The organism is Pseudoalteromonas sp. SIMBA_162, assembly GCF_046535955.1.
GTDB classification, from domain to species: Bacteria; Pseudomonadota; Gammaproteobacteria; order Enterobacterales; family Alteromonadaceae; genus Pseudoalteromonas; species Pseudoalteromonas marina.
On record NZ_JAWJBQ010001422.1, the window covers coordinates 1 to 228 of the forward strand.

Genomic DNA, 228 nt, shown 5'->3' on the forward strand with positions numbered 1-228 from the left:
ATGCAACTCATCATCTTGCAGGGTAATCAGCCCCTGACGTTGCATCTCATTTGCCAGCGCATCAATAACGTCCGGCAACTCGTCGCGATCCCAGCGCAGGAACAGCTCCGCTTTCAGCATTGGGTAAAGCACATTGACGTGCTCCATCAATACGTCGCGGGAGATGTGGCGATGCTGGGTGACGATTGCCGCCATCAGCGAAGGCAGCACCAACATATGCGCAATGTT

Annotated in this window: 1 protein-coding gene; it reads right to left on the reverse strand. The window is 54.4% G+C overall.

Translation table 11 applies throughout. The features are described 5' to 3' along the window. On the reverse strand, positions 1–228 hold a 228-nt coding region (locus R0J88_RS24295), incomplete at both ends, for a hypothetical protein (protein ID WP_410901500.1).